Source organism: Rhodococcus sp. UFZ-B548, from assembly GCF_903819475.1.
Classification (GTDB): Bacteria; Actinomycetota; Actinomycetes; order Mycobacteriales; family Mycobacteriaceae; genus Rhodococcus_F; species Rhodococcus_F erythropolis.
Genome location: NZ_CAIJDS010000004.1, coordinates 13,835 through 39,526 on the forward strand (window position 1 = coordinate 13,835; position 25,692 = coordinate 39,526).

Here is a 25,692-nt window from a genome sequence, read left to right on the forward strand (position 1 = left end):
ACAAAGATCGTGTACGCCCTTCGCGGCGCGATCGCCGTAGTGGTAGCCGTCGCCGCCGCTGTGACAATGGTTCTACGCGGTTCGGGAAACCTCGAGCAGAGCACCGACATCTTCGTCGCTGTTCCAGCCACAGCCGGTCTCATCAGCGGTGAAGCTCCGGTTCGGTACCACGGCGTCAACGTCGGCCGAATCGGCGAAATCGAATCAGGCACCGCCGAATCCGTTGTGCAGTTGCAGATTCAGACCGATGACGCGTCGAAGATTCCCGCCGACGTGGTAGCCCGCGTCGTTCCGCGCACGTTCTTCGGCGACATCTACATGCAGCTCGTGGACAGTCCGAATGGGCAGGGCCAGACGACTCTGTCGGACGGAGACGAGATCCACATGGACGACGGTCCCGAAGCCGTTGCGCTCTACGACGTGTACACCAAATTGGTGGGAGTCCTCACGGCGATGCAGCCCGAGAAGTTGCAGACAGCCCTGACTGCGCTGGGCCAGGCACTCGACGGAAACGGAGCCGAGATCGGTACCACGATAGACAATCTCAGTGCCGCGTCCGGCGTACTGACACCCGCCGCACACCAATTCCTCGAATCGACACCCGAATTCAAGTCGGTCGTCGACGCGTTGGACCGCGCGACCCCCGACATTCTCGATACCTTGGCAGCCGCCACAACCGTCTCGAACAACATGGTCGCCAACAGAGCGAATCTCGAGTCCTCGATCGGCGCGGCCGCAGTCTTCGCCGCTACCGTCGACGATTTTGTCGTGGAGAACAACCGAAACATCATCACTGTGATCGATTCCGCCGGAAAGATACTCGCAACCACCGCGGCCAATCCCGGAGGACTGCGTTCCACCCTCGCCAATGCCAGTACGTTCGGCGCCGCGGGCGCGCGGGTCTTCGCCACCGGTAAGTTCGACATCACAGCAGTTGCCACGTTCGCCGAACCGCTCCCATACACCGGCGATGATTGCCCGCAGTACGGGGACTCGCGCGGCGCGCAGTGTTCAGGCTCCAACCTGACGCCTGCACAACCCGTCAGTGCCCCGGTCGTGGGCGGCGAAGCCGAAGCGGCCACGCTGCGCTACCTCGAAGATCAGCTACTGGGCGGATCGCCGGAACGCTCGGACACCCCCAACCCGGCAACAACACTGATGTTGGGGCCGATGGTCAGAGGCAATGAGGTGACCGTCCCGTGAAGGTCCGTCCTGGCCAGGTAATTCGGTTGTCACTCTTCTGTCTCACCGGCGTCGCTTGTGCGTCGTTCGTGGCGAACACGTTGTCGGTCCCGGTTCGCGGAAGCACCGATTCGTATTCGTTCGAGTTCACCGATGTCGAAGGCCTCAACCCGGGTAACCCGGTCACGATGTCCGGTGTGCGTATCGGCCGCGTGGACTCGGTTGCGTTTGCCGACAACGGCGGCGGCACGAGCAAGGCGATCGTCGACGTCGAAATCGAGTCGCAATATTCCCTCGAGTCGGATGTCCGTGCCGCCGTGCGCTACGGCGACATGCTCGGTGCTCGATATCTGGCACTGACGCAGGACGACAGCGCGACAACGGTATCCGCAAGACAGCTCGAACCAGGTGACACGATACCGCTGGCGCAGACAACACCGCCGATCAACTTGACGGCACTGATGAACGGGTTCAAACCGTTGTTCGCCGCGCTGCAACCCGAGCAGGTGAACACGCTCACGCGAAGTTTTGTCGAAACCTTCAACGGCCAGGGCCAGGCGATGACCACCCTCCTCGACCAGATCGCGACCATGAGCTCCGGCCTTGTCGACCGTCAGGACGTCTTCGCACAACTACTCACGAACATGAACACTCTTCTCACCTCCGTCGACGAACGCCAACCCGAATTGGTCGGTCTGTTGGACGGTTTGAACGATCTGAGTACTTCCGTCGTCGGGCAGAACGATCAACTGGTCTCGCTCTTGGATCAGGGAAACCGAACTGTCTCGTCGTTGGCTCAGATCATGGCCGGGTCGAACGGCGCATTCGGTCAGACCGTGCAACAACTCGAAAGTATCACCGGGAGTTGGATTGCGAGCACCGACGAGTTCAACAAACTTCTCGCCAACCTTCCCCAGTTCGCCGACGCCGCCAACCGGATCGGAAGTTACGGAAGTTTCATCAGCCTGTATCTGTGCAATTTCACTCTGAAGGCAGGCGACATGGAAGCCAACATCTTCGGTCCGACACATTCGCCGGTGTGCTCATGATGTTCCTGGTCAAGCTGATCGACGTGTTCGTCGGCATCATGCTCTTCCTGTTCAAAGGGGATCGCCGTCGCAGCGGTAGCGGCACCGCTCTCGCCCTGGGTAGTCTCGGAATCTTCGTTCTGGTGGTGGGACTCGGCGCCGCCTTGGGCATTCCGAAGCTCTGGTACAACGTACGCACGTCGGCATACACAGCGGAGTTGGCCAATGCCAGCGGGCTTTCCGACACCGATCCGGTTTACGTGGCCGGGGTTCCCGCGGGCCGAGTGGATTCGATCGACCTTGCCGGCGACCACGTCGTCGTCAACTTCCGCTTGGACAAGGACCAGCCTTTGGGAAACCAGAGCACGGCGACTGTCAGGCTCAAGACGGTCCTTGGCAAGCGCTACCTGGAGATCGTGCCGGCCGGAGTCGTCGACGACTCCGATGCGCGGGTCATCCCGCTCTCCCGCACAACCGTGCCGTACAGCCTCGACGACGTCAGCAGTGATGCCACCACTGCGGCCACCGGCGTCGACCTACAGGCGATGGAGTCCATGATGAACACCCTTTCGCAGGTGATTCCAACTGATTCCGATCAGGTGGGCCGGGCTCTGGCCGGAATCAGCGGCGCCTCGGCGGCTTTCGCGCAGAACAGTGAACAGATCGACCAGATTCTCATCATGTCCCGCGAGCTGTCGGACATGGCTGCGGCACAAACCGATTCGATAGTCGGTACTGCGGCCAATGCTCAGACGATCGTTCGTACTCTTGCGATGCGCAAGGACGCACTGACTCAGCTGGTCGACAACCTGACAATCATCATCTCGAAGCTCTCCACCACTTTCGTCGATCGTCAGGACGAGTTCGGAGCCATGACCGACAACCTCGTCGAGGTCACCACCACGCTGAAGAACAACGCAGATCAGATCGACCTGCTGTTGACTCGTCTTCCTTCCGCGCTGCGTTCGGTCACCGATTCCACCGGCACCGGCAATTGGACCGACGTCAACGCGCCGGCCGCCGTGATCCCGGACAATCTGCTCTGCGCGCTCGGCATCATGGAGGGCTGCAAGTGAATACACGAAAAGCCGTCACGGCCATGCTGGTCGTGACCCTGGCGATTGCACTCCCCGGTTGGTACATCTTCGGACGAACGGATCAGTCCAAGACCGTCTACGCCGATTTCAGCTACGTCGGCGGAATCTACGAGGGAAGCAAGGTCACCGTCCTCGGAGTCGGCGTCGGGACGGTCACGTCGGTGGAACCTCGCGGAACTTCTGTTCGAGTAGCGATGTCGATGCCCAACTCCGTGGACCTGCCCGCCGACGCCTCGGCCTATGTCCTTAATCCATCGGTGATCAGCGATCGCCACATCGAACTCGGCCCGGCTTACACCGGCGGAGAGACGCTGAAAGACGGCGACCAGATTCCGATCGAACGTGCCCACTCCCCCATAGATTTCGACGGCTTGATGGGAAGCGTCAGCACTTTGGCCGACGCATTTGCCGGGGATGGGGGCAATCTCGGCGATCTCGTGAGCCGCGGCGCTGCCGGATGGCAGGGTCAGGGCGATCAATTCAACACCGCAATTCGCAACCTCAGCACGGCAACCGGAGTTGTCGGCGCTCGGTCGGAAGACATCGGTGCCCTTGTCGACAATCTCAATACCTTGATGAATGCTCTGGACGCGAGGCAGGTCAGCCTCGACGAACTTGTCGGTGACCTCGGCACATTGGGCGATCAGTGGGCGAACCAGAACATGGACATCTCACAGCCTCTGCAGGATCTGCAGGTGGTCTTCGACCAGTTGAACAGTTTCATGACAACTCACGGCGATGATGTCGGTGCCATAGCCGACAACGTGCGAGTTCTCGGTGACACTCTGGCTGCCAAACAACCCGGCCTCGCAGAGTTCATGGACCTTGTGCCGTTGATGATGCAGAACCTTTCCCAAACAATCGGTCCTGATCAGCGCGGGCGCATTCGGCTCAACGTCTCGACTGCATTGACTCAGTTCGCGGTTGCGAAACCGCTGTGCGACACCTACAAGTTGCCGATCTGCACCGGAGCCGGGTTCACGAATCCGATTTCCTTCCCCCTCAGCACTTCTGATCCGCTCGGAATCGCCTCCGCGATTTCCGGCGGAGCCGTCCCCGGAGGTGGCAATTGACGCGGCAATCGGTTCGAATAGTCGCCGGTATCGTGATCATCGGTGTGGGTTCTGCGGCCGTGTTCGCCTTCGGCGGCTGTAGCGCAGGCATTCAAGACCTACCCCTGGGTCGTTCGGCCGACGGTGATGCGTACAACGTGGCGCTGCAGCTGGCCGGCGCCGACGGCCTGGTGTTGGGGGCAGACGTCCGCAGCGGCCAGAAAGTCATCGGTCGAGTATCCGCGCTGTCCGCCGACGTCGTCGGAGCCGATGTGACGCTGAGTCTGGACGCCGCGACGCCGTTGCCGAACAACGTCGAAGCATCCGTCGAACTCCCGTCCGCACTGGGCAACCCGTTCATCAGACTATTGGTGCCGGAGGTTCCGTCCGGCTCGATGCTCAGCGACGGCGACACAATTCCGGAGTCTCGCACCGAGATCGGTCCGCAAGTCGAAAGTGCGCTTGCCACGCTCGGTACGGTTCTGACCGGAAGCGGCATCGATCAACTCGATACCGTGGTGCGCGAGCTGAACACCGCGTTTTCCGGGCGCTCCGGTGAAGTTCGTTCTCTGACCGACACCCTGACCTCGCTCATGGCAGAGGCAAGCAGTCACCGCAGCGAGTTCGACGAGGCCGTCGACCTCGCTGCCCGGGTCTCCTCCCAACTGGCCGGCCAACGCGTAGTTGTCGACAACTACCTCGATTCCGTTCCACAGGTGGTGTCGATTCTCGTGGGACAGAAGGATCAGATTGCAAGCCTGTTGAACTCGACCGTTCAGCTCGCCACCAACGCAAACACCATCCTCGACTCGTCAACCGACGGCCTCGACGCGATGCTGCACGATGCGTCGACCGTTGTCGGGACTCTGGATTCGTTCAACTCGGAGATCGGTCAGACACTGGCGAATATGAACGGATTGCTCGAGAACTTCACCAGTGCAGTCCAAGGTGACTACCTCGTTTTCGACGGCGCCCTGGATATTCCGGGAACGATCGACAAGCTCTGGAGCGGCGGGATGGCCGGCCAATCGATCGCACCGGCGGGAACTCTCACCGATCTACTTCAGGGAGGTCTGCGTTGAGTCGCCTTGCGCTTGTTCAACTTGTCCTGTTCGCTCTGATCGCTGCTGTGGTAATCCCTTTCGGAATTGTCTACGTGGTCGGCCCTCAGGGTTTCGGTGGCCAAATCCGGCTGCACGCCAACATGTCCGACGCCTTCGGGCTGACCAAGGGCACGGTCGTCACGTATCGCGGCGTACAGGTGGGGAAAGTGAGTGAAGTCGAACTCGACGCAGGCACCCGCTCGGCTCGGGTGGAACTCTCACTCAACGACAACACCGAGATACCTACCGACAGCGTCGCCAAGGTGACGATGGGGACCGCAGCCGGAATTCAGAATGTCGACATCTATCCCAACACAGACCACGGCCCGTATCTTCGGGACGGCGACGAAATCGCCATGCCCGCGGATCAGCAACCGGTCCAGATGAGCCAGTTGATGCTTCAGGCGTCCGGTGTCCTGGAAGGGATTGATCCGCAAGCGATCAGCGACATCGGGACCGAACTGGGAAATTCGTTCAACGGGCTCGGCCCGAGCTTGGCGACGATGATCGACAACGGTGGGACCATGTCCGCGCAGTTGAACGACCAGTCTGCCGAACTCGCCGCGCTGCTGTCGCGAACCTCCACGTTGGTGGACTCCATGGCGACACAATCGGATTCGTTCGTCCGAGGAATGGCAGCTGCCAAGAACTTCACCGAACAACTCGAATCCAACGCTCCGGTGCTGATCTACCTCACCGATCATTCGCCCGCCGCCCTGAACAGCGCTCAACAGTTGTTCGACAAGTACCACAACACTTTCGGAGCGGTCCTGGCCAATCTCGTCACTGTCGCACCGATCATCTCCGACCGCACAGACGCCCTCGAAACCGGACTTGTCACGATTCCTGAAGGTCTCGCCAAACTGGCATCCATCGTCAAAGGCGATCGCGCCGACTTTGCCTTGGTTGCCACACAGGGGCCGGTCTGTAACTACGACACCCCTAGGCGTGAGGTCGGCGATCTGTCTCCCACCAGTCCAAGTCTGGCGATGTACTGTCCCCCCGCCGACGACCTCGTCCAACGCGGAGCACAGAATGCTCCCCGCCCGAACGACCTCGGATTGCAGAACTCGACGGTCCCCGGTACGCCGATCGGACCGCCCGTCGTCGCAGATCCGATTCTCGTCCCCACCGGAGTCGACGCCCTGAACTACTGGAGATTGATGTTGGAAGGACTGGGAAATGGCACACGGTGACAACGCACTACTCGACGAGGCTGAAGCCGAGGTGGCCGAACATCCGACTTCTCCGTCGCTACTTCGCCGCCTCAAGGAGCCACGCAACGCACTGATCTCACTCATAGCGGTAGCGCTGGTCGCAGCATTGGTGGTGCTCGGATTCCAGATGTACTCGGCGAATCAGGAAGACACGCTGCGGCAGGAGGCTTTGGACACCGCGCGGGATTACTCGACCATCATGTCCTCCTTCGACTATCAGAACCTCGATGCCAACAAAGACAGCATCGCCTCGATGTCGACCGACGAGTTTGCCGGCACCTACCGAACGATGGTCGATTCACTGCGCGAAGTCGTCGCCGGGGGGCAAGGCCAGGCGAGCGCAACGGCGACAGACGTCGGCATCGAATCGCTGGACAATTCGTCGGCCAAGGTGCTCGTGTTCGTCGACCAACAAGCGAAGAATGTCGCAGCGCCAGAGGGAAACACACAGAAGTACCGCATGGTCGTGTCCCTGGTCCGCTCGGACGACCGGTGGCTCGTGAGCAACGTCGAGACCAAGTAACTCACCACGCGCGGAGGAAGATCCATGCCCACTCACTACCTGGATTCGGAAAAGTCCGAGTCGTCTCTTCGGACCGATCAGACACGCATCACCATCACGGCGGAGCGTAGGCGGTGGGCACGTAAACCCGCACACATCACCGACGCACTCGATTTCTGGTCGTTCGCCGGAGCCGCTGCCAACGTCATCCTGCAACTCGGTTGGCCCGAGGTGGCGTACGGCGTCATGGAGAGCAAGGTCGAATCTGGTGCTCTGACAGCGCATCCGTGGAAGCGCGCACGAACCACAACGCAGTACCTGACGGTCGCGATCCTGGGCAACGCGGAAGAGCGAAAGGCCTACCGCGAGGCCGTGAATTCGGTACACCGACATGTGAAGTCGGATGCGAACAGCCCGGTCAAGTACAACGCCTTCAATCGCGAACTCCAATTATGGGTTGCTGCTTGCCTGTTCATCGGTTTCGAAGACAGTCATCAGTTGTTGCACGGCAAGATGTCGGAAGAACAGGCGGAGTCGTTCTATCAGTCCGCATCAACTTTGGGAACGACACTGCAGGTCACCGAAGAGATGTGGCCGGCCACACGCGCAGATTTCGAGCGCTACTGGAACCTCGGTTGCGAACGCGTCGTGATCGACGAACGCACCAAGCAGTATCTGATCGACCTGGTCAATCTACAGATGATCGCTTGGCCGATACGCCTGGTGTTCCGAAACTTGTTGCGGTTCCTGACGGTCGGATTCCTTCCACCGATCTACCGCGACCAACTCGACCTCGAGTGGACCGAAGACGACCGCCGCCGGTTCGAACACCTCTTCATTTTCGTGTCGTTCGTCAACAGGTTCATTCCACGCTCCGTTCGTCGGGCCGGCAACACCATTCAGATGCGCGACATCCGTCGTCGGATCAAGGCGAGCAAGAATCTCGTCTGAGCCAGCAGCGCGTAATTCGTTTTCAATTCTGCTGCCCCACAGGTAAATCGGGGCGGTCGGTCGACAACAGATCGCGGTTCGACACAGCCTCCTGTGTGACCAGAACTGGGGCCGGAACATCGACAAAACCGGCCGATCGAGCGCCACATTCGCCACATATCGACGCCATCAAGACGCTTTTCCAGTGACTTGCATCACACTTTATCTCGATTATGTAACGCCGAGCGAGGTGGCATATCGCCACGCGACCTGGGAAAACACTCTTTGATGCATTTCTGTTGCACAAACATGCGTCGACACGCCGACCCGTGACCAATCCGTAATCATCTCTTATGGTTGGTGACAGCCCGATCAACCGGGCATTACCGAATCGCCACCGCCCGTCCCACCCCGCGGTTCGGACTCGACAACATTCCTAGTGGTGGGAGCGGAGCTGAGACGGTCACCGTCCTCCGTCGGCGGGACTCGAGAGGATTTACCAAAAATGACCAAGACCACCGTTACCCGTGCCCTTGCCTCTGTCGCCGCAGCCGGAGCCCTCGCAGCCGGAGCCCTCGGACTGAGCGCCGGCACCGCATCCGCAGCCACCCACGACTGGTCGGGTGTCGCAGAATGCGAATCTTCGGGCAACTGGGCCGCGAACACCGGAAACGGCTACTACGGCGGGCTCCAGTTCAGCCAGAGCACGTGGGAAGCCTACGGCGGAGCCGGCAGTGCCGCCAACGCCAGCCAGGCAGAACAGGTCCGCGTCGCGGAAAACGTCCTTGCCGGTCAGGGTGCCGGCGCGTGGCCGGTTTGCGGACAGTACCTCCGCTGAGCCCAGCCCAAGTAGTGCGTCGCTGCCCGGTGTTCGTCGAGAATTCGACGGACCCCGGGCAGCGTCGTACCAGCGACCTTCATGCCCCGCCCGATCCAGCCCCTCCGCCGCTGCTGTTGAAAGACATTACGGCGGTACGTGATCCGTCGGGATGACGCGGTGCGAGCGAGGTGTACTGACTCGCCTTCCGATCACGCATCAGCCCTCGGAGAGCCATCCACAGTTTTTGGGCCGTCCTTGCCAACCGGTTGTGAGAACTGACCGGCGCAGCCGTAGACGCGTACGGGATGGGCTCCTTGCGCACGTAGTGCTCCATAACCCCAGTTTAGCCGTGTTTCGATGCCGAAATGCTCGAATACGGCGATGCCTCGCGGCCCTCATGGTGCCCGAACAAAATGTTCCAGCTAACTCGATGATCCATCCTTGACCAGGCGTGCAAACCGGTCGGGTAAATCGCGTGGCCCGAACACTTCTCGACCATTGTGCGGCCGCCACCGGCACGAGGAAGTAGTCGTTGATCGCACCGTCCCAACCCGGCAATATCGTCAGATCACGGATCTCCTCATGCCACACATGGGTGGCGGCGCCGCAGTCACGCAAGCCGATCTCCTCGTCCAATTCGCGCGCGAGCGCCTCGGGCGGGGTTTCGTCTCCTTCCAAGCCTCCGCCCGGAGGACACCAGACCATCAGCCCGCCCCCGGTGCGATGAATCGTTAGAGCAAGGCAGCAGGTCAGGCCACAACGGCCAACTCCGGCAGTCCGGCAACCACAACCGCGAGGTTGTAACCCGACATCCGCAGTTCTCCGTTGTCCCCGGTTCTCGCGTACTCCGCATGACCGAAAGCCCGCTCGTGCTTGACACCGTCCGGGGTGATCCCCTCGGCCGTGGACAATCGGTGGAACTCGGTGCGTGTCGGATCGCCACCGAAACGGCCGAACCCCGCGATACTGTCGCCTTCCGCTTTCATGACGTAGACGTGGCGGTCGGCGATACCGAGGTCCGACTCCACCTTGGCCCGCACGCCGGGTGAACCGTAGAACACCACGTCGTCGACCGCTGCGCTTGCCCCGCGTTGCAGCGCAAGAGAAGTCGCAAGCGATCCGTAGGAGTGGCCCAACGCGGTGATATGGACTCGGTCGTTGACCGACGCAGCACGAAGACCGTGAAAGAAGCTACCCAATGCGTCGGCGGCTATGCCTGCCTTGGACGATCGACTTACGTCGAAGCTGGCCCGACCGATGTCGAACTTTCCCGGCCCGATCACCTGTGGCGCGTCGTATCCGATCCAGGCGATGGTGGCCACGCTCTCCTTTCGGCCGGCCAGTTCGAGTTGGCGCATCGCCTCGGCTCGCAATCGTGTTGCCTCGCCGACCATTCCGCGCATCGAGTCCTTGACGTTGGTGTTCAGTCCGGGAATCGTCACGGAGATGTGATCCGCTGTGTCCGGATCACCGATCGCGATTGCCGCGAAGCCGCGTTCACCCGAGCGCATGTCCATGAGCAGTAACCGTCGACAAGTTTCGGTGCGAAACAACTCGTCGAGCGCGTCCAGATCCTCGAGTTTGCGTTCGGCGTACCACTGGCCCGCCCCTGTGTTACTCAGTCTGCCGCCGAAGAACTCACGGTGGAGTTCTTGCGAGATTCGGACTGAATCATCTTGCAGCCGTGCTCGTTCCGATTGAATTCGATCGAGATTGGCAGGACTGCGAACCGCAGAAGGAATTCCATCGAGGTTGGCGATCAGGCCGGGTGCATGACGCAACATCTGACGCTGCCGATCAGGGCTGAACGCTCGCCACTCCTCCCCCACACGCACAGCTTTGTCACGGAGGTCGGTGCCGACCTGAGACCGCAGAGACAACGCATGATGAAGATCCGCGCTGACCAGCAGTGCCTCACCGATCAGTTCTCGCACCGCGACCTCGAGCAACTGGGCATGCACGTGGAGCGGGTGACCGTCGGCGATGGGCGCAACGGCAGAAACGGTTCCGTCCTGACGAATATGCAAGTCGTCGGCGACGGCCTCTTTGCGCAGCGTATCCAGCCGTCGCCGGATGTCGCGGACACGATGAGCGACCAGAACGCCCTCCAGCCCAGCTGACAGCTGATCCAACGGTTCGACGTCCCATATGTCGATATCTGTGAGATCCACTCGGGTCAGGACGAACGAGCAGCGATCCGCGCCTGCACTTCCGGACGACGCAACGGCGGGACGGTCTGAGGTGGCTGTCTGCGAGGCGGCAATGCGCTGAGCAGGCGCGTCGTCGTTTCGGTCACCTCACGCACCGCCTGTTCGAAAGCGTCTCGGTTCGCGTCGGACACCTTGGCTATTCCACTCACCTTACGTACGTATTGGCGAGAGGCGGCCTCGATCTCCTCGGGCGTAGCAGCGGGCTCGAGTCCACGAAGTTCAGTGATGTTTCTGCACATAATTCGACGATAACCCTGCTCACCGACGCCGTCACGGTTCGATACACCAATGTATCCAAACTGCCACGCAGATCCGGGCATCACGGTAGTTTCAGTGAAATTCCCCCAGTGACTGGAAGTAGCCACTAACTCATGGACTCTGCACTCACCTCCGTCGGCCTACCCGCCGCACTCGCCATCATCATGTTCGGCCTCGGGCTTTCCCTGACGGTCGGAGATTTCGCCCGCGTGGCAAAAGCGCCGAAGGCCGTTTCGATCGCCCTGATCTGTCAGTTGTTGTTGCTCCCGGCCGCGGCCTTCGGATTGGTCACATTGTTCGACCTCGACCCACTGCTCGCGGTCGGCATGATGCTCCTCGCCGCATCACCGGGCGGCACGACGGCAAACCTGTTCAGCCATCTGTTCCGCGGCGATGTTGCTCTCAATGTGACACTGACTGCGGTCAATTCGGTGATAGCGGTGGTCACTCTCCCCCTGATCACCAACTTCGCGTTGGGTTACTTCGAACCCGAGGACGCGGACGGCACTCTCGGGCTTCAGTTCACGAAGGTGCTTCAGGTCTTTGCGGTCGTATTGATTCCTGTCGCCCTCGGAATGTGGGTTCGGTTGCGCTCGAGCGCCTTTGCCGAGCGGATGGACAAGCCCGTCCGCATCGGATCCGCGGTGGTTCTGGCACTGGTGATCGTCGGAACGGTTGTTTCCGAGCGCGAGAACATCGCGGACTATCTCGTCGACATCGGCGTCGTCGCTGCCTTGTTCTGCCTACTGAGCCTATCGATCGGTTACGTCGTTCCCCGGATATTCGGCATCGAGGATCGTCAGGCAATCGCCAGTTCCATGGAAATCGGCATCCACAACAGCACGTTGGCGATCACCATCGCCGTCAGTCTCCTGAACAACGTGCAATTGGCAGTGCCGGCTGCGGTGTACGGCGTTCTCATGTTCCCGCTCGCCGCTGCCTTCGGCGCAACGATCACCCGCAAGTCACGGACAATGGCCGAAATCGACTAATATCAGGCGGTTTTCGATATAGGTGATCTGGTATCGCCGACCCTACGATCGATACGGACTCAGACCGAAGGGTATCGAAAAATGCTGACCACCACACCTACCGTGCTGGACGAACGCGCCTGGCAAGAGCTAGTCGACGCACTGACCCGCCGCCAATTCGGCATCGGAGCCGGGATGGCAGCAGTAGCAACAATTCTGTCGTCCTGCAGTTCCAGTGACGGTTCGGGTACAACTGACGACACTCAAATGCGCACCGTCACCACACCGTTGGGAACTTACGACATACCGACCAACCCCAAGCGGGTCTTGGCCGTCGACGCCCGCACCGACCTCGAGCTCGCCATTGCCCTGGAACTACCGGTCTTCGGATACAACATCTCGCCCGCCACCGAGTGGGTCCCCGTCGACGGCTCGGCCGAATACCTCAGCGACAAGCCCAATCTGGAGCAGATCCTCGGACTCGCACCCGATCTCATCATCTGCGTCAACGCCGACAACGAGTACTGGCCCGCTGCAAAACTCCAAGCCATCGCTCCTGTCCTGACAACCGAATCAAAGCAGACGTGGCGAGAAAATCTCACGCGACTCTCCGATTGGTTGGGCCGAACACCCACCATGGATCGCCTGATCACCGACTATGACGCTCTGATCACCGACATCCGCTCTCGACACGCTTCGGCGATCGCGGAAAAGACCGTCGCGAGTTTGTCCTACAGTCCGGACAAGGCCACGATCTACATCGACAGCCTGCCCGTGTCGGAGGAAACCGGTAAGAAGAATCGCCAACCCACCGACATGACGCTCGCCGACATCGGTGGAAGAACATTGAACACAACCGGTTTCGACAATCAGGGGCGACTGAGCATCGAGGAGATGGATTGCCTTCGCGATTGCGACGCGTTCATGGTATCCGTCACCGACAGCAGCGACACCACCTTCGATCAGCTCTCGGACAACAAGTTGTGGCAACGACTTCCGGCTGTGCAGGCCGGGAACGTCACCGTTCTGCACGGCAGTACGTACTACGGATCCATCTACACCAACATGTACGTAGCCAAGGGCTGGGACGATCTCTATTCGACGCTCGACTGATCAGACTTGTCCGTGAAATGCCGGCCGCTCCCGCGCGGTCGGCATTTCACGTTTCGAGGTCGATGCCCAACGCTCCGGAGAGGGTCCGCAGACAAATCACTCTCAACTCTTCCTGCGGTATCGAAGGTTGATCGAGCCAGTCGAGGCAGACAGCCCGGACGAATGCGATCCATCCCCGAACTGCAACGGCAGCGAGCTGTCTTCTTTCGCCCTCGAATTCCAGTGCGTCGAGGATTCGAATCTGCTGCTGTTCGAGTTCGCGTTCGACAATCGCTCGAATACCGGCCTCGGCCGAGAGCGTCCCGACGTTGATGGCGCGCACTCCCCTGCTGTGCGACTTCACGTACGCGAAGTAGGCGTCCAACCCGGCCGCCACCTGTTCGCGCACCGGTAGCGTCGCGTCCGGTGCGGTCACCTCGAGCAGGTGCTGCGATTCGCGCTCGACGATTGCGGCGAAGAAGTCTCGCTTGGTCGGGAAGTAGTGGTACATCAACCCACGCGAGACGCCCGCAATCTCGGCGACCTCTTCGATCCAGACGTCCTCGTACGAACGATCGGCAAAAAGTTGCGCGCCGATGTCGAGCAACTGCGTGCGCCGCCGCTCTCGGTCCAGGCGTTTTCGTGGTGCGACCATAGACAAGTCAGATTACTACTTGACACCGATTCAGTAAGGCGTACTTTGCGTACTAGACACCAATTCAGTAAGCGATCTCACCCGGGGGACACACCATGAGCGTCGACACCACTCCAGAGGCGACGACCGATGCTCGGATTCCGCATCCGGCATGGCGCCTGCCAGTCCTCGGGGACGTCCTCGGGATCAATATCCGGACGCCGCTGCAGAACTCCGTGAGCATCGGGCGCGAACTCGGCCCGATCTTCGAGAGAAATGTCCTGGGAAATCGCTTCGTCTTCGCCTCGGGCGCGGACATGGTGGCAGAACTGTCCGACGAGTCCCGGTTCGCGAAGCACCTTGCGCCTGGAGTCAAAGCACTCCGCGGAATCGGCGGCGACGGACTGTTCACTGCGTACAACCACGAACCCAACTGGGGCAAGGCGCACAATCTCCTGGCCCCGGCGTTCAGCCAGACTGCGATGCGCTCGTACCACCGCACCATGCTCGACGTGGCCGGCGAGCTGGTCGATCATTGGGACAGTCGTGACAGCGACTCCCCCATCGACGTCTCGGCAGACATGACCAAGCTGACGTTGGAGACCATCGGACGCACTGGATTCAGCTACTCGTTCGACTCTTTCGAACGTGAAGAGCAGCACCCGTTCGTCAAGGCGATGGTCGGCGCTCTCTCCCATTCACAACGCACGACGTTCTTGAAGTCGACGGCCCTGGGGCGAGTCCTCGCACGTCGGGCCGATCAACGTGACGAGGTCCGCAAGGCGTACATGGCCGAGGTTGTGGACGAGGTGATCCGTGCCCGGCGGACAAGTACCGAACCGGGGCCGGAAGATCTTCTCGAACTGATGCTGCGGGCGGCACGCGAAAACGATCCCAACCGTATCGACGAACTGAACATCCGCCATCAGGTCGTGACCTTCCTCGTCGCGGGACACGAAACCACCTCCGGCGCGCTGTCGTTCGCGCTGTACTACCTGTCACGAAACCCTGACGTGCTGGCCAAGGCCCAAGCCGAGGTCGACAAGGTCTGGGAGGGCGAAGAGCCCGCCTTCGAGAAGATCGCGAAACTTCGATACGTACGACGCGTCCTCGACGAATCATTGCGTCTGTGGCCGACCGCTCCCGCCTACGGCCGTGCGGCGCTCGAAGACACCACGCTCGTCGGCAAGTATCCGATGAAAAAGGGCGATTGGATGCTCGTGCTCATCCCGTCACTTCATCGCGATCCCGTGTGGGGCAACGATCCCGAGGCTTTCGATCCGGATCGCTTCCTGCCTGCCAACATCAAGGCCAGGCCGGCGCACGTGTACAAGCCGTTCGGAACAGGTGAACGCGCCTGCATCGGAAGACAATTCGCCATTCACGAAGCGGTCCTCGTGTTGGGCACCATCTTGCAAAAATATACGATCGAAGCCGATCCGGACTACGAGTTGAAGGTGGCCGAACGGCTCACCCTGATGCCCGAAGGCTTCAACTTGACGGTCCGCCGACGCTGAGCTCGGCAAACGGCGTCGAGTAAGTCGGTTGAACAGTCCCGAATGCGGTAATCCCTGAGGTGGCAGCAGCGAGCACCGGCGCACCCTGGGAGTTCACATGACAAAGAGGCCTGCAGTTGGAATCGTCTTGCTCTCGGCGGCATTGGCCACGGGAGCTTGCTCGGCAAGCGTCGGGACGCCGCAAGTGGACAAGTCCGAAGTCGCAAGTCAGATCTCCACTCAACTCGCCGAGAAGATCGGCGAGCCACCTGACGACGTGACGTGTCCGGAGAACCTCGACGCAGAAGTCGGCGCATCGATCACGTGCATCCTGACCGAGCAGGGCACCGAATACGACGTCACAGCTACCGTGACCAGCGTTGACGGTGAAAGTGCGAACTTCGATATCAAGGTTGCGGATGCGCCGAACAACTAACTGCTGTGCGCCTTTATTAACCGCCGGCGGTTAATAAAGGCGCACAGCAAGGCGTCAGAGCCGCTCGATAATCGTCGCGTTTGCGGTGCCGCCACCTTCACAGATGGTCAGCAGGCCGTAACGGCCGCCCGTGCGCTCGAGTTCGTTGAGCAGTGTCGCCATCAGCTTGGTGCCGGTCGCGCCGAGCGGGTGACCGAGTGCGATCGCGCCGCCGTTGACGTTGACCTTGGCCGGATCTGCGCCGATCTCCTTGATCCAGGCCAGGACGACCGGGGCAAAAGCTTCGTTGATCTCGACGATGTCGATGTCCTCGATGCTCAGACCGGCCTTCGCGAGAGCATGCTTCGTGGCCGGGATCGGCGCACTGAGCATGAAGATCGGGTCGTCGCCGCGAGCGCTGAGGTGATGAATCCGGGCGCGGGGCTTGAGGTTGTACTTCTCCACCGCTTCCGCCGACGCCAGCAGCAGCGCACTCGCACCGTCGGAGATCTGGCTGGCCACCGCTGCGGTCATGCGGCCGTCTTCGACGAGAACCTTGAGCGTCGCCATCTTTTCGAGGCTGGTCTCGCGGGGTCCTTCGTCGACGGTCGCGTCGCCCATGGCGACGATCTCGTTGTCGAAGCGACCCGCGGCGATTGCAGCCTTGGCACGCTCATGGCTCTGCAGGGCCCACTTCTCGAGCTCTTCGCGGCTGATGTCCCACTTCTCGGCGATCATTTCGGCGCCCTTGAACTGCGACACTTCCTGGTCACCGTAACGCTCGGTCCAACCGACCGAACCCGAAGTCGGCGTGTCGAATCCGTACTGCTGACCGACGATCATCGCTGCCGAGATCGGAATCTGGCTCATGTTCTGAACGCCGCCGGCAACGATCAGATCCGCGGTGCCCGACAGGATGGCCTGAGCGCCGAAGTGCACTGCCTGCTGGCTCGAACCACACTGACGGTCGACCGTCACACCCGGAACGTGCTCCGGGAATCCCGCTGCGAGCCAGGACATACGGGCGATGTTGCCGGCCTGGCCGCCGATGGCGTCGACGCAACCGAAGATCACGTCGTCGACGTCACTGGGGTCGATACCGGTGCGCTCGACCAGTGCCTTGACGACGTGCGCACCGAGATCGATGGGGTGCACGCCGGACAGCGCGCCGCCCCTCTTGCCGATCGGTGTGCGAATGGCGTCGACGATGTAAACCTCGGACATAGCGTTAGCTCCTAGTTTCGTTGTGCAGCAATAGTTCTTGAAGTTGATTCAGCAATAGCGTCTGAAGTTGTAGCCGGATCGGAGAGCCCGTCGAGCACGATCGCGAGATATTGAGCCGCGACGGCGTGAGCCGACAGGGATCCACCCGGGCGGTACCAGCGAACCGCGACCCACACGGTGTCTCTCATGAATCGGAAGACCAATTCGACGTCGATGTCGGAACGGAAGGTCCCGTCCGCGACGCCGGCTTCGAGGACGCCGACCCACAGGTCCCGGAATTCGGTGTTGCGCTCGGCCAGGTAAGCGAAGCGCTCGTTCCCGACGAGGTGTTTGACCTCGTCCTGGTAGATCGCCACAGCCGAATGTGAGGCGTCGATGGCCTCGTAGGAAGTCACCACCAGCGCTTCGAGCGTCGCGCGACTGTCCAACCCCGCCGCGACGATCTCGCGGTATTTTCCGAAGAGTTCGTCGAGGAACTGGTGCAGGATCTCGTCGACCATCGACTCTTTGGAATCGAAATGGTGATACAGGCTGCCGGACAGGATCCCGGCGGCGTCGGCGATGTCGCGGACGGTCGTCGCGCGCACTCCGCGATCGGCGAACAGCCCCGCCGCGATCTCGAGCAGCTCGTCGCGGCGCCCGGACTTGCCGTTTGATTCGTCGGAATTTCGAGGTGGCGTCATGTATTCAATCCTATCCAGGGCCTTCCCCTGTGCGCGGTCAGCGAGTCCGGGGACTCCTTAACCGCGCACGGGGACGCTAGGCCCTCTGCGAAGAAACGGAGACGATCTCGCCGGTCATGTAGGTGGAGTAATCGCTGGCGAGCATCGCGATGACCGTTGCGATCTCCCAGACCTCCGCGGCGCGGCCGTAGGCCTCACCGGAAGCCAACTGGTCGAGCAGTTCCTCACTGGTGACCTTCGCCAAAAACGCGTGACGCGCGATGGAGGGCGAGACCGCGTTGATACGAACCCCGTACTCCGCGGCTTCGATAGCGCTGCACCGAGTCAGTGCCATGACGCCCGCCTTGGCTGCGGCGTAGTGAGCCTGGGAATGCTGCGCCCGCCAACCGAGAACGGACGCGTTGTTCACCAGAACACCGCCGTGCGGAACGCTCTTGAAGTACCGCAGCGCGGCACGCGTCGAACGGAAGGTGCTGTTGAGGGTGATGTCGAGAACGCGATCCCACTGATCGTCCGTCATGTCGACGACGGGTGTCTCGCCGCCCAGGCCCGCGTTGTTGACGACGATGTCGATGCGTCCCAACTTCTCGGCCGCGCCGACGAACAACGCGTCGACCTGCTCGGTGCTGGAGACGTCGCAGATGATGGACTCGACCTGCTGGCCGGGAAACTCGGCCTTCAGCTTCTCCACCGTCTCGCCGAGCCGACGCTCGTGGAAGTCGGAGACGAGAACGTCGCCGCCCTCGAGAAGCACCCGGCGCGCGGTAGAGAAGCCGATGCCGGTTCCGGCTGCGGCGGTGATGATCGCCTTCTTGCCCGCGAGCAGTCCGTGGCCCGGGGTTTCCTCGGGCGCAACGGAAAGCGGGGACGCGGCTTTGGTGTCAGACATTAACGAGCCTCTCGGGGAAGACCGAGCACGCGCTCGGAAATGATGTTGCGCTGAATTTCGTTGGAGCCGCCGTAAATCGTGTCGGCGCGGGTGAAGAGGAAGAGGCGCTGCCACTCGTCGAGTTCGAGATGCTCGGGGTCGGTGATGTCCGAGGCATTGCCTTCGGAATCCGCCCACGGTGCAACCAACGACGACGCACCCTGCACGTCCATCGCCAGCTGTCCCAGGTCACGATGCCAGTTGGCCCACAACAGTTTTGCGACGGACGCTTCTCCGCCACCGGTTCCGGCGTCGACCGCGTCGAGAGTACGCATCGCGTGGGCGCGCATCACGCGCAGTCCGACCCAGGCGCGAGCGATCTTCTCGCGAATGTGCGGATCCTGGTCACTGCCATTGGCCTTCGCCAGGTCGACGACGCCCTGGAGCTCGCGAGCGAATCCGATCTGCTGTCCGAGCGTCGATACCCCGCGCTCGAAGGTGAGCAGCCCCATCGCGATCTTCCAGCCCTCGCCAGGTTCCCCGACCACCAGATCGGCGTCGGTGACGGCGTCGTCGAAGAAGACCTCGTTGAACTCCGACGTACCGGTGAGCTGCTGGATGGGCCGAACTGTCACACCAGGCTGATCCAACGGGACCAGCAGGAAGCTCAAGCCCTGATGACGCTTGGAGCCCACCTCGGTGCGGCAGACCACGAAGCACCACTGCGCGACGTGAGCCAGTGAGGTCCACACCTTCTGGCCGTTGATGATCCACTTGCCGTCTTCGAGGCGTGCGGTGGTGGAGACGTTCGCGAGGTCTGAACCGGCGCCAGGCTCGGAGTAGCCCTGCGACCACAGTTCGCTGACCGTGTTGATGCCAGGAAGGAATCGGCGCTTCTGCTCGTCGGTTCCGTACGCGATCAGCGTCGGGCCGAGCAGCTCTTCACCGATGTGGCTGACGCGAGCGGGCGCACCGGCCTTCGCGTACTCCTGATGGAAGATGACCTGCTGAGAGATGCTTGCTCCCCGCCCGCCGAACTCCTTCGGCCACCCGAGGCACGTCCACCCTGCGGCTGCGAGGTGCTTGTCCCACTCGAGTCGTTGCTCGAAGAACTCGTGCTCACTGCCGGGGCCGCCCTTACCCTTGAGCTGGGCAAATTTGCCCGTCAAGTTCTCGGCCAACCACTGCGCGACCGTGGCCGCAAACTCGTCGTCCGTCATCTGCCCGTCCGGGCTCTCGCTCTGGTCCACATATGTAAGATAACCTACCAAGCACTTGCTAGGTAGCGTGTCAGGTAGGAGTCCAGTGACCGAACAACCGAGAACCATCCCATCAGCCCTCATCCGGGCCGCCGAGGAGTTCGGTGAGCGCGCGGCTATCGCCGATGGCGACACCCGACTGACCTTCGCACAGCTACATCAACGTGTCCGCGATTTCGCCGGCGCGCTGATCAACCGTGGGGTGAAGGCAGGCGATCGCGTCGTCATCTGGTCGCCCAACACGTACCACTGGGTGATCGCCCTGCTCGGCGCTCAATATGCCGGCGCGGCCATCATCCCGATCAACACTCGATACACCGGCACCGAAGCTCTCGACATCATCGAGCGCGTCGACGCCGCGGCCTTGGTGGTCGTCGGCACGTTCCTCAAGGCCGATCGCTATCAGCAGTTGCTCGACGCCAACCCGGACCTGTCGATCCCGACCGTCATCCAGGTACCGATCGACGGGGACGACGACCGTGACGGCGTCATCGAGTTCGAGGACTTCCTCGCGCTCGCCACCGACGCCGCCCGCACCGAAGCCGATGCGCGTGCTGCGAAGGTGCAGCCAGACGACGTCAGCGACATCCTCTTCACCTCCGGCACCACGGGACGCAGCAAGGGTGCGATCACCGCTCATCGTCAGTCCATCGCTGTCGCGAAGTCGTGGGGTGAATGCGCCGAGGTCACCGCCGACGACAACTTCCTCATCATCAGCCCGTTCTTCCACACTTTCGGGTACAAGGCCGGAATCCTGGTCTGCCTGCTGAATGGTGCGACGATCGTGCCGGTGTCCGTCTTCAACATCGACGACACTCTTGCCCTGGTCAACAGCGAAAAGATCAGCATCCTGCCTGGCGCCCCGACGATCTACCAGACCATCCTCGATCACCCCCGCCGCAGCGAATACGATCTGTCCTCGCTCCGCATCGCGATCACCGGCGCAGCACCCGTGCCGGTTGCTCTCGTCGAGCGCATGCAGGCAGAGCTTTTCGACGCCGTCCTCACGGCATACGGTCTGACCGAGGCAGTGGTCGCGACCATGTGCCGCACCGACGACGACCCGGTCACCGTCTCCACCAGTTCCGGCCGCGCGACAGCCGATTTCGAGGTCAAGATCGGCGACCAGGGTGAGATCCTGCTTCGTGGACCGAACGTCATGCTCGGATACCTCGACGACCCCGAATCCACCGCCAAGGCAATCGACGCCGACGGCTGGCTGCACACCGGAGACGTCGGAACCCTCGACGAGCGTGGCTATCTCGACATCACCGACCGCCTGAAAGACATGTACGTCAGCGGCGGATTCAACGTCTACCCCGCCGAGATCGAGGGTATGTTGGCTCGCCTGCCCGGCGTCCACGAGTCTGCTGCCATCGGCATCCCCGATCACCGGATGGGAGAGGTGGGCCGCGTCTACATCGCCCAGCTCGACGGTGCCGGCCTCACCGAAGAGTCGGTGATCGCTTTCCTCAAGGAGAAGATCGCAGGCTTCAAGGTGCCCCGCGAGGTGCGCTTCGTAGATCACCTGCCCCGTAACCCTTCGGGCAAGGTCCTCAAAACGGTTCTGCGCGAGGAACAATCATGACCGTTCCCTTCGAAGCCGACGTCGTGACCTACGAGGTTCGTGACTCGGTCGCCGTCGTGACCTTGAATCGACCCGACTACCGCAACGCCCAGAACTCGGTGGTCACGTACGCCCTCGACGCGGCATTCCAGCGCGCCGTCGAGGACGACGACGTGAAGGTGATCGTCCTGGCAGGCAACGGACCTCACTTCAGCGCCGGACACGACCTGGGAACTCCTGGACGCGACCATCACGTCGAGTACGAGAACAAGGCCACCATGTGGTGGGATCACGTCGACAAGCCAGGCGGTGACCAGCGTTTCGCCCGCGAGATGGAGGTCTACCTGGGCATGTGCCGCCGTTGGCGGGAGATCCCCAAGCCCACCATCGCGATGGTCCAAGGCGCCTGCATTGCCGGTGGGCTCATGCTCGCATGGGTCTGCGACATGATCGTCGCGGCCGACGACGCCTTCTTCTCCGATCCCGTTGTCCGCATGGGCATCCCCGGCGTCGAATACTTCGCGCACCCGTGGATGGTCGGTTCACGTTTCGCGAAGGAAATGCTCTTCACCGGCGATCGATTCACCGCGCAACGCGCCTACGAAATCGGCATGGTCAATCGCGTCGTCGCCCGCAAGGATCTCGAAAAGGAGACGTTCGAGCTCGCCGGGCGTATCGCCGAGATGCCGCGCTTCGGACTGGCTTTGACCAAAAAGGCCGTCAACCAGTGCGAGGATCAGATGGGGATGCGCAACGGCATCGACTCCGTCTTCGGTCTGCATCACTTCGCTCACGCTCACAACGCCGAGGTCGGCAAAGACTCGCTTGGTGGTCTCGACGCCAAAGCCATGGCTGCCAGTGCTCGCGCACCGCAGGAAGGAACAAACTAGTGGATCTCGTATTCGACGACGCCACAACCGCATTCCGTGACGAGGTTCGCTCGTTCCTGGAGGCGAATGTGCCCGCCACTCCCCTGAAGTCGATGGATACCGCCGAAGGCTTCGAAGAGCACCGTCAGTGGGAGCACACTCTCGCCGACGCCGGCTACGCCGTCGTCTCCTGGCCCAAGGAACTCGGCGGACGCGATGCGTCCCTGCTCGAATGGGTCATCTTCGAGGAGGAGTACTACCGCTCGGGCGCGCCCGGGCGCGTAAGCCAGAACGGCATCTTCTTGTTGGCTCCCACACTGTTCGAGCATGCAAATGCCGAGCAGTTGGCTCGGATCATGCCGCGCATGGCTCGTGCCGACGACATCTGGGCCCAAGCCTGGTCCGAGCCCGAATCCGGTTCCGACCTCGCTAGCCTGCGTTCGAGTGCGAAGAAGGTCGACGGGGGCTGGCTGCTCAACGGTCAGAAGACGTGGAGCTCACGCGCAAGCTACGCAGACTGGGGCTTCGGCTTGTTCCGCTCCGATCCGGATGCGCAGCGCCACAAGGGCATCACGTATTTCATGTTCGACCTGCGCTCGAAGGGCGTCACCGTTCGCCCGATCGATCAACTCGACGGCGAGCCCGGCTTCGCCGAGATCTTCCTCGAAGACGTCTTCGTGCCGGACGACCCGGCCAACCCTGGTGAGTCGGGTGTGATCGGCAACGTCAACGAAGGTTGGCGCGTCGCGATGAGCACCGCGAGCAACGAGCGTGGTCTCTCGCTGCGCAGCCCCGGCCGCTTCCTCGCCACCGTCGACCGACTGCTCGAGCTGTACAAGTCCAGCGGACGAACCGACGACAGCGCTCTGCGTAACCAGGTTGCCGACGCCTGGATCGGCGCTCGCGCCTACCAGCTCAACACATTCGGTACCGTCACCCGTCTCGCTGACGGAGGGCAACTCGGCGCCGAGTCCTCGATCAACAAGGTCTTCTGGTCCGAGTGGGATATCGCCACTCACGAGACTGCTCTCGAACTGCAGGGCCCTGAAGCCGAGCTGGCCGACAACTGGATGGACGGATACCTGTTCTCCCTGTCCGGCCCGATCTACGCAGGCACCAACGAGATTCAGAAAAACGTCATCGCTGAGCGTCTGCTCGGCCTACCGAAGGCGGACCGATGAGATTCGCGCTCGACTCCTCCCACCAGGACTTCGCTGCAAGCATCGATGCACTGCTGACCAAGTCCGACATGCCCTCCGTCATCCGTTCGTGGAACGACGGTGACACCGAGCCGGGCAAGAAGCTCTGGCAGCGCCTTGCCGAGACCGGCGTCAACGGCCTCGTCATATCCGAAGAACACGACGGACTCGGCGCCGACGCCGTGGACCTGGTCGTTGCACTCGAACAGCTCGGTCGGCACGCAGTACCCGGACCGGTCGTCGAGACCATCGCAGTAGCACCGACGCTCCTGGCTTCCGTTGCACCGGAACGTCTCTCTGCTCTCGCCGAGGGTTCGCTGGCAACCGTCGCCGCTCCCCCGCGCACACCGTTCGCGCTCGACGCCAATGCGGTCGATCTGGTTCTACTCGCGCAGGACGGCACCGTCTCACTCGGCGTCCCTGGCGAAGCCAAGGCATCGGTGGATCTCTCCCGCAAGCTCTACGAGGTTTCCGCCGGCGAATCGCTGGGCTCCGCCGACTTCTCCGCAGCCTTCGACATGGGCGCTCTTGCCACTGCCGCGCAGTTGCAAGGTCTCGGCCAGACACTGCTCGAGGTCACCACCGAATACGCGAAGCAGCGCAAGCAGTTCGGCAAGGTCATCGGACAGTTCCAGGCAATGAAGCACCACCTGGCAGAAGTTGCCGTTTCGCTCGAAATGGCTCGACCCCTGCTCCACGGTGCCGCTCTGTCGGTTCGCGATCAGTCGGCCGACGCCTCGCGTGACATTTCCGCCGCCAAGGTCGCGTGCGGGGATGCTGCTTACAAGGCCGCCCGCGTCGGACTCCAGGTTCACGGCGCCATCGGCTACACGATGGAACACGATCTCTCACTGTGGCTCACCAAGGTACGAGCATTGCTCACCGCCTGGGGCACACCGTCCGAGCATCGTGCGCGCGTCGTCGAAGCGCTGGTTGCATCATGAGCATCGACACCGAAGACCAGGCAGCGCTACGTGCGTCGGTACGCGATCTGCTGAGCAAGCATTCCGACTCCGCGGCCGTCCGCGCTGCCATCACCACAGAGATCGGCTACGACGCCGCGTTGTGGAGCAAGCTGTGCGAGCAGATCGGCGTCGCCGCGCTGGCGATTCCGGAGGAGTTCGACGGCGTCGGAGCAGGTTTGGGCGAGGTACATGTGGTCCAGGAGGAACTGGGCCGCACGCTGACCCCCTCACCGATGCTGGGTTCGGCGATTCTTGCCGCACAGGCACTGCTGCTTGCCGGTGACAACGACGCATGCTCGCGACTGCTGCCCGGTGTCGCGTCCGGCGAGAGCACGCTCGCCCTGTGCTGGGCAGGGGCTGCGGGTTGGAGCACCTTCGGCGTCGAGGCAACCGAGGATGCGTTGACCGGCACGGCGTCGTACGTCCTCGACGGACACGTCGCTGACACCCTGCTCGTTCTCACGGCCGACGGCTTCTACGAAGTAGATCCCGCGGCCGAGGGCGTCTCCCGCCGACGCGTCCCCACCATGGATCCGACGCGAACGCTGGCGGAGGTCACGTTCTCCGGTGTTCGTGGTCGGCCACTGGAGTGGTCCGAAGATCTGGTCGATCGCATCCGAACCGTCGTTCTGATCGCGTTGTCCGCTGAACAGGTCGGAGCGGCCGCAGCGATCGTCGAACAGACCGTGGAATACACCAAGTCGCGCAAGCAGTTCGGTCGCGCGATCGGTTCTTTCCAAGCCCTCAAGCACCGGATGGCCGACATGTACACGTTGGTCGAGACGGCGCGGTCGATGACGTACGCCGCCGTGGCGACGCAGTCGGCGGACGACGCGGCAGTGGCGAAGGTCTACTGCTCGGAAGCTTTGCAGCAGATCACCTCCGAAGCAGTTCAGTTGCACGGCGGAATCGCAATCACCTGGGAGCACGACGCTCAGCTGTACTTCAAGCGTGCACACGGCAGCGCTCAGCTCTTCGGACAGCCGAGCACCTACCTGCCGAGCCTCGCTCAGGCCGCGGGTCTCTAAGACACATCGGTGCTTGTTCGCTC

Annotated in this window: 25 protein-coding genes and 1 pseudogene; 18 read left to right on the forward strand and 8 right to left on the reverse strand. The window is 61.8% G+C overall.

The window, feature by feature from the left end; genetic code table 11:
• Positions 1-9: 9 nt before the first annotated feature.
• From H7C86_RS06030 to H7C86_RS06070, 9 genes and pseudogenes are all read left to right on the forward strand, one after another.
• Positions 10-1,203 carry an MCE family protein gene (locus H7C86_RS06030; RefSeq protein WP_259349043.1) on the forward strand — a complete coding sequence of 398 codons (1,194 nt, stop codon included), beginning with the start codon at positions 10-12 and terminating at the stop codon, positions 1,201-1,203.
• The gene (locus H7C86_RS06035) at positions 1,200-2,231 is read left to right on the forward strand and encodes an MCE family protein (protein WP_182261241.1); all 1,032 of its coding nucleotides are present in this window, start codon (positions 1,200-1,202) and stop codon (positions 2,229-2,231) included. Before H7C86_RS06030 ends, H7C86_RS06035 begins: the two co-directional genes overlap by 4 nt.
• Positions 2,231-3,286: an MCE family protein gene (locus tag H7C86_RS06040; RefSeq protein WP_029537558.1), complete on the forward strand. Its 1,056-nt coding sequence runs from the start codon at positions 2,231-2,233 to the stop codon at positions 3,284-3,286. The genes H7C86_RS06035 and H7C86_RS06040 overlap by 1 nt, the downstream gene beginning before the upstream one ends.
• Positions 3,283-4,380 carry an MCE family protein gene (locus H7C86_RS06045; RefSeq protein ID WP_182261242.1) on the forward strand — a complete coding sequence of 366 codons (1,098 nt, stop codon included), beginning with the start codon at positions 3,283-3,285 and terminating at the stop codon, positions 4,378-4,380. The genes H7C86_RS06040 and H7C86_RS06045 overlap by 4 nt, the downstream gene beginning before the upstream one ends.
• On the forward strand, positions 4,377-5,441 hold the full coding sequence (locus tag H7C86_RS06050; protein ID WP_182261243.1) for an MCE family protein: 1,065 nt from the start codon (positions 4,377-4,379) through the stop codon (positions 5,439-5,441). The genes H7C86_RS06045 and H7C86_RS06050 overlap by 4 nt, the downstream gene beginning before the upstream one ends.
• A complete protein-coding gene (locus H7C86_RS06055) occupies positions 5,438-6,658 on the forward strand; it encodes an MlaD family protein (protein ID WP_021342906.1) in 1,221 nt (406 codons plus the stop codon). The genes H7C86_RS06050 and H7C86_RS06055 overlap by 4 nt, the downstream gene beginning before the upstream one ends.
• The gene (locus H7C86_RS06060; protein ID WP_019746957.1) at positions 6,645-7,202 is read left to right on the forward strand and encodes a hypothetical protein; all 558 of its coding nucleotides are present in this window, start codon (positions 6,645-6,647) and stop codon (positions 7,200-7,202) included. The genes H7C86_RS06055 and H7C86_RS06060 overlap by 14 nt, the downstream gene beginning before the upstream one ends.
• Before the next feature lie 24 nt (positions 7,203-7,226).
• Positions 7,227-8,132 (forward strand): oxygenase MpaB family protein, encoded by a 906-nt coding sequence (locus tag H7C86_RS06065; protein WP_182261244.1) that lies wholly within the window; start codon positions 7,227-7,229, stop codon positions 8,130-8,132.
• Positions 8,133-8,616: 484 nt separating this feature from the next.
• Positions 8,617-8,943: pseudogene (locus H7C86_RS06070) on the forward strand (transglycosylase family protein); the annotation flags it as partial.
• Between the two features lie 204 nt (positions 8,944-9,147).
• On the opposite strand, the gene H7C86_RS37155 reads toward H7C86_RS06070, so the two are convergent.
• From H7C86_RS37155 to H7C86_RS06085, 3 genes are read right to left on the reverse strand one after another with little or no spacing between them, the layout of a single operon-like run.
• Positions 9,148-9,636 (reverse strand): NUDIX domain-containing protein, encoded by a 489-nt coding sequence (locus H7C86_RS37155; RefSeq protein ID WP_259349044.1) that lies wholly within the window; start codon positions 9,634-9,636, stop codon positions 9,148-9,150.
• A gap of 44 nt (positions 9,637-9,680) precedes the next feature.
• The gene (locus H7C86_RS06080; RefSeq protein WP_182261245.1) at positions 9,681-11,102 is read right to left on the reverse strand and encodes an alpha/beta hydrolase; all 1,422 of its coding nucleotides are present in this window, start codon (positions 11,100-11,102) and stop codon (positions 9,681-9,683) included.
• A 5-nt stretch (positions 11,103-11,107) separates the two neighbouring features.
• Positions 11,108-11,380 (reverse strand): DUF2277 domain-containing protein, encoded by a 273-nt coding sequence (locus tag H7C86_RS06085; protein ID WP_003945457.1) that lies wholly within the window; start codon positions 11,378-11,380, stop codon positions 11,108-11,110.
• A gap of 132 nt (positions 11,381-11,512) precedes the next feature.
• On the opposite strand from H7C86_RS06085, the gene H7C86_RS06090 reads away from it, so the two are divergent.
• Together H7C86_RS06090 and H7C86_RS06095 are read left to right on the forward strand one after the other, a co-directional pair.
• Complete coding sequence (locus tag H7C86_RS06090; protein WP_020968475.1) at positions 11,513-12,391, forward strand: bile acid:sodium symporter family protein; 879 nt, start codon at positions 11,513-11,515, stop codon at positions 12,389-12,391.
• Positions 12,392-12,472: 81 nt separating this feature from the next.
• Complete coding sequence (locus H7C86_RS06095) at positions 12,473-13,483, forward strand: ABC transporter substrate-binding protein (RefSeq protein ID WP_182261246.1); 1,011 nt, start codon at positions 12,473-12,475, stop codon at positions 13,481-13,483.
• A 46-nt stretch (positions 13,484-13,529) separates the two neighbouring features.
• Here H7C86_RS06095 and H7C86_RS06100 read toward each other — a convergent pair whose 3' ends face one another.
• Complete coding sequence (locus H7C86_RS06100; protein WP_182261247.1) at positions 13,530-14,117, reverse strand: TetR/AcrR family transcriptional regulator; 588 nt, start codon at positions 14,115-14,117, stop codon at positions 13,530-13,532.
• A 95-nt stretch (positions 14,118-14,212) separates the two neighbouring features.
• Here H7C86_RS06100 and H7C86_RS06105 point away from each other — a divergent pair, with 95 nt between their 5' ends.
• Together H7C86_RS06105 and H7C86_RS06110 are read left to right on the forward strand one after the other, a co-directional pair.
• On the forward strand, positions 14,213-15,613 hold the full coding sequence (locus H7C86_RS06105) for a cytochrome P450 (protein WP_020906278.1): 1,401 nt from the start codon (positions 14,213-14,215) through the stop codon (positions 15,611-15,613).
• A gap of 97 nt (positions 15,614-15,710) precedes the next feature.
• Positions 15,711-16,028, forward strand: a complete 318-nt coding sequence (locus H7C86_RS06110; protein WP_073512010.1) for a DUF4333 domain-containing protein — start codon at positions 15,711-15,713, stop codon at positions 16,026-16,028.
• Between the two features lie 54 nt (positions 16,029-16,082).
• Here H7C86_RS06110 and H7C86_RS06115 read toward each other — a convergent pair whose 3' ends face one another.
• The 4 genes from H7C86_RS06115 to H7C86_RS06130 all read right to left on the reverse strand — a co-directional run bounded on the left by H7C86_RS06115 (position 16,083) and on the right by H7C86_RS06130 (position 20,032).
• Positions 16,083-17,231 (reverse strand): acetyl-CoA C-acetyltransferase, encoded by a 1,149-nt coding sequence (locus tag H7C86_RS06115; protein WP_003945727.1) that lies wholly within the window; start codon positions 17,229-17,231, stop codon positions 16,083-16,085.
• An 11-nt stretch (positions 17,232-17,242) separates the two neighbouring features.
• A complete protein-coding gene (locus tag H7C86_RS06120) occupies positions 17,243-17,914 on the reverse strand; it encodes a TetR/AcrR family transcriptional regulator (protein WP_003945807.1) in 672 nt (223 codons plus the stop codon).
• 76 nt (positions 17,915-17,990) lie between these two features.
• The gene (locus tag H7C86_RS06125) at positions 17,991-18,803 is read right to left on the reverse strand and encodes an SDR family oxidoreductase (protein WP_003945582.1); all 813 of its coding nucleotides are present in this window, start codon (positions 18,801-18,803) and stop codon (positions 17,991-17,993) included.
• Entirely contained in the window at positions 18,803-20,032 is a 1,230-nt protein-coding gene (locus H7C86_RS06130; protein WP_019746947.1) for an acyl-CoA dehydrogenase family protein, read from the reverse strand. Before H7C86_RS06130 ends, H7C86_RS06125 begins: the two co-directional genes overlap by 1 nt.
• A 55-nt stretch (positions 20,033-20,087) precedes the next feature.
• Between H7C86_RS06130 and H7C86_RS06135 the strand changes: the two genes are divergently transcribed.
• From H7C86_RS06135 to H7C86_RS06155, 5 genes are read left to right on the forward strand one after another with little or no spacing between them, the layout of a single operon-like run.
• Positions 20,088-21,629 (forward strand): FadD3 family acyl-CoA ligase, encoded by a 1,542-nt coding sequence (locus H7C86_RS06135; protein WP_019746946.1) that lies wholly within the window; start codon positions 20,088-20,090, stop codon positions 21,627-21,629.
• Positions 21,626-22,498 carry an enoyl-CoA hydratase gene (locus H7C86_RS06140; RefSeq protein ID WP_019746945.1) on the forward strand — a complete coding sequence of 291 codons (873 nt, stop codon included), beginning with the start codon at positions 21,626-21,628 and terminating at the stop codon, positions 22,496-22,498. The genes H7C86_RS06135 and H7C86_RS06140 overlap by 4 nt, the downstream gene beginning before the upstream one ends.
• A complete protein-coding gene (locus tag H7C86_RS06145) occupies positions 22,498-23,658 on the forward strand; it encodes an acyl-CoA dehydrogenase family protein (protein WP_007734181.1) in 1,161 nt (386 codons plus the stop codon). The genes H7C86_RS06140 and H7C86_RS06145 overlap by 1 nt, the downstream gene beginning before the upstream one ends.
• A complete protein-coding gene (locus H7C86_RS06150; RefSeq protein WP_020906274.1) occupies positions 23,655-24,620 on the forward strand; it encodes an acyl-CoA dehydrogenase family protein in 966 nt (321 codons plus the stop codon). Before H7C86_RS06145 ends, H7C86_RS06150 begins: the two co-directional genes overlap by 4 nt.
• Positions 24,617-25,669, forward strand: a complete 1,053-nt coding sequence (locus H7C86_RS06155; RefSeq protein WP_020968468.1) for an acyl-CoA dehydrogenase family protein — start codon at positions 24,617-24,619, stop codon at positions 25,667-25,669. The genes H7C86_RS06150 and H7C86_RS06155 overlap by 4 nt, the downstream gene beginning before the upstream one ends.
• Positions 25,670-25,692: the final 23 nt, after the last annotated feature.